The organism is Synechococcus sp. R6-10 (assembly GCF_047461815.1).
Lineage (GTDB): Bacteria > Cyanobacteriota > Cyanobacteriia > Thermostichales > Thermostichaceae > Thermostichus.
The window spans coordinates 1-2,762 of the sequence record NZ_JANSHW010000261.1 but is presented as its reverse complement, the minus strand read 5'-3'; the positions used below and the strand labels follow the sequence as shown (position 1 = coordinate 2,762).

Annotated in this window: 5 protein-coding genes and 2 pseudogenes; 4 read left to right on the top strand and 3 right to left on the bottom strand. The window is 55.8% G+C overall.

The features are described 5' to 3' along the window. Together NW837_RS08150 and NW837_RS08145 are read right to left on the bottom strand one after the other, a co-directional pair. Nucleotides 1-196 (bottom strand): annotated as a pseudogene (locus tag NW837_RS08150) (DNA double-strand break repair protein Mre11); the annotation flags it as partial. Nucleotides 197-319: 123 nt separating this feature from the next. Further along, on the bottom strand, nt 320-571 hold the full coding sequence (locus tag NW837_RS08145; RefSeq protein ID WP_011434316.1) for an RNA recognition motif domain-containing protein: 252 nt from the start codon (nt 569-571) through the stop codon (nt 320-322). Nucleotides 572-945: 374 nt separating this feature from the next. On the opposite strand from NW837_RS08145, the gene NW837_RS08140 reads away from it, so the two are divergent. The 4 genes from NW837_RS08140 (at nt 946) to def (ending at nt 2,497) form a co-directional block, all read left to right on the top strand. Beyond that, nucleotides 946-1,125 carry an NblA/ycf18 family protein gene (locus NW837_RS08140; protein WP_238376817.1) on the top strand — a complete coding sequence of 60 codons (180 nt, stop codon included), beginning with the start codon at nt 946-948 and terminating at the stop codon, nt 1,123-1,125. Then, nucleotides 1,125-1,451, top strand: coding sequence for a DUF2499 domain-containing protein (locus NW837_RS08135; RefSeq protein WP_414330523.1), 327 nt, complete (start codon nt 1,125-1,127; stop codon nt 1,449-1,451). Before NW837_RS08140 ends, NW837_RS08135 begins: the two co-directional genes overlap by 1 nt. 3 nt (nt 1,452-1,454) lie before the next feature. Then, nucleotides 1,455-1,769 (top strand): DUF3593 domain-containing protein, encoded by a 315-nt coding sequence (locus NW837_RS08130; protein ID WP_414330521.1) that lies wholly within the window; start codon nt 1,455-1,457, stop codon nt 1,767-1,769. A gap of 137 nt (nt 1,770-1,906) precedes the next feature. Beyond that, a complete protein-coding gene (gene def, locus NW837_RS08125) occupies nt 1,907-2,497 on the top strand; it encodes a peptide deformylase (RefSeq protein ID WP_414330519.1) in 591 nt (196 codons plus the stop codon). Nucleotides 2,498-2,533: 36 nt separating this feature from the next. On the opposite strand, the pseudogene NW837_RS08120 reads toward def, so the two are convergent. Next, nucleotides 2,534-2,762: pseudogene (locus NW837_RS08120) on the bottom strand (hypothetical protein); the annotation flags it as partial.

Here is a 2,762-nt window from a genome sequence, read left to right as displayed (position 1 = left end):
GGGGTGTCGCATCGGGGAAAGCATCGCCCCCAAACAACACCAGATCCACCGCTTGGTTGAGAGCATGGTCAATGCACAAGCGCAAAGAAGCTACAAAATCTTCCAAACGGGTATTCAGGCCGGTAGCTGGGTTAATGTGGCCGTAGGCAAGACCACTGCCCAGATGAATGTCGGAAAGATGTAGCAACCTTACCATCTTGGGCGCTCTTGGAGACTTTGCAGCTCTCCCATCTGTTGGGATAAACCTTGCCGTTCGCGTTAGCGGGACGGAGTCCTTTGGTTGTCCAGAATGGCGAACCCAGAGTTGAACAATCTTTGCTTAGGCTTGGCGGCGGGGCCTGGCTCGATCCAAACGCAGAGGCCGGCCCATGAATTCCTGCCCGTTCGCGCTCTCGATGGCTTCGTCCTCCTCAGCTTCGGTTGCCAGATCCACAAACGCGAAGCCTCGTGTCTGACCTGTCTCTCGGTCTATCGGGATTGTAACCGACTTAACGTTCCACCTCTGCTGGAAGAAAGCTTTTAGTTCTTCTGTTGAGGCTTTATAGTTCAGGTTTCCCACAAAAATGGTCATAGCAATTCAAGCAAAGTAAGTCACCAATCAGCAAGGGTGGCAACAAAGCTCCAGAGTACTTCACTTCTATCATGGAGCCCTGCCGAATCGCCGAACATGACGGGATGTAAAGGGATCCCTGCCGGAAAATCTTCCCCCTTCCCCATCCAAAATGCACCTTTGTCCAACTTGACGGGCCTGTACTTTTTCTGCCACTGGGTTGAGGTTCTCTGCCCTCGCCTCGGCCAAGCTCCCTTCCGGCACGTCGAGATCCAGCATCTTGTCACGTTGTTGCGATTTGTTAAGATATGTATTATCCTGCTTGCACTACCTGGCCAGATCTGCGCTGTTGGAACTCTTTGCAGACCTCTCTACCTGAGCACCCTGAGGTGATAATGATGGATGAAACGCTAGAGCTTTCTTTGGAGCAGCAATTTCGCCAGCGGGCTTTCGAGACCTTGGTTTCTCGCATGAGCCCCGAGCAGGCCAAAGACATTTTGGTCAAACTGCACAAGCAAATGCTGTTGCAGGAGGCCACTTACCGCCAACTGCTGCGTCATTCCCTCAGCGCCTGATGCACGCCCTTTCGCTTCCCACCTGGTGGATTCACATTGCCAGCGTCTTGGAGTGGATCGCTGCTATTGTGCTCGTGTGGCAATTTGGGGAGCGGGTGGGCCAGCCCGAATGGCGAAGTTTGAGCTGGGCGATGCTGCCCGCTTTGTCGGGGGCAATGTGCGCAATCACCTGGCACTGGTTTGACAACGACCCCAAGTTGGACTGGGTGGTCACTGCACAGGCCAGCTTGACCTTGCTGGGCAACTGTACCCTGGCTTGGGCTGCCTACCGCATTTGGCGAGCTGAGAGAGCCGACGAGCCTGCACAGAAGGGGGATCCCGACTAGGCGATGAACAGTTTATTTGCCCTCTCTCTGTTCCCCTACCTGGTCTTTTTATTCTTCCTGTCGCGGCTGCGCCGGATCCCACGTTCGGCCTTGGTTGGATTTTGGCTGTTGTTGCTCTTTGTGGCCGTCAGCATCCCGGCAGGGCTGTACGCTCAGATGCACTACGGCACTTCCCTGGCCAATGTGGATCCCTTGCATGGAGGGGCAGAGGCTTTTCTCACCCTCTCCAATATTTTGGTGGCCTTGGGCTTTAAGCAGGGAATTGACCAACAGGCCCAACGACTTCCAGAGGCTGGCGACGGCAACCCTGAGCCATGATCATCCCAAACAAGCCTCTACCCCCTCTTCAAAGGGAGAGGAGAGCTAGGCAACAATGGTTTCAGCACAACCAGGACTGAATGTAGAATGGGGATCCAGACCCGATACCTGCTGTTTATTCTGAAGAGATCTGCCGGATGGTGGCTACCCTTTCTGTTGCCGTTCCTAAAGTGAAGCTGAAGCATCCGCCCCTGCACATTTATCGCATGGGGGACAAGGTGCTGCGGCAGCCGGCCAAGCGCATCAGCCAGGTCAACGACGAGATCCGCCAGCTTGCCCGGGACATGCTGCAGACCATGTACAGCTTCGATGGGATTGGTCTGGCGGCTCCGCAGGTTGGCATTCCCAAGCGCATGATTGTGGTGGATCTTTATCCCGATAAGCCGGAGGTGCCACCGCTGGTGCTGATCAACCCGGAGATCCGGGAGTACATTGGCGAGGCCGTTGCCGGGCAGGAGGGTTGTCTAAGCATTCCGGGGGTGTTTTGCGAGGTCGTGCGCCCAGAAGGGATTGTGGTTTCGTTTAAGGATGAAACGGGGCGGCCCCGCACCTTTCGAGCGGACGATTTGCTGGCGCGGGTGATCCAGCACGAAATCGACCACCTCAACGGTGTGTTGTTTGTGGATCACGTGGAAAACGAGCTGGTGCTGGATCAAGAGCTGCGCAAACACGGCTTCCAGATGCAGGATGTGCAACGCAAAGGCAAGCCCTCTGCTGCCCCCCGCTGAAGCCTTGCTAGATGAGTGTCAGTTTAGTGGTTTAGTCTAGTGTTGCAAGCGCTGGGCCAAGAGCTGCTCTTCCAGAGCGGCAATGCGGTTGTAGGCAGCGGTTAACTGGGCACTCAGGCGCTGTATTTGGGCTTCGGGGGCCAGCTCATGCCCCATGCTGCGGTTGCTCACCACGGTGGGTTCATCATCCAGCAGGAAGTTGTGGCTGCCATCTTCCACCAAGTCTGAGATTAGAACGCTGTAACGGGAGGGGGCGGGGGTGTTT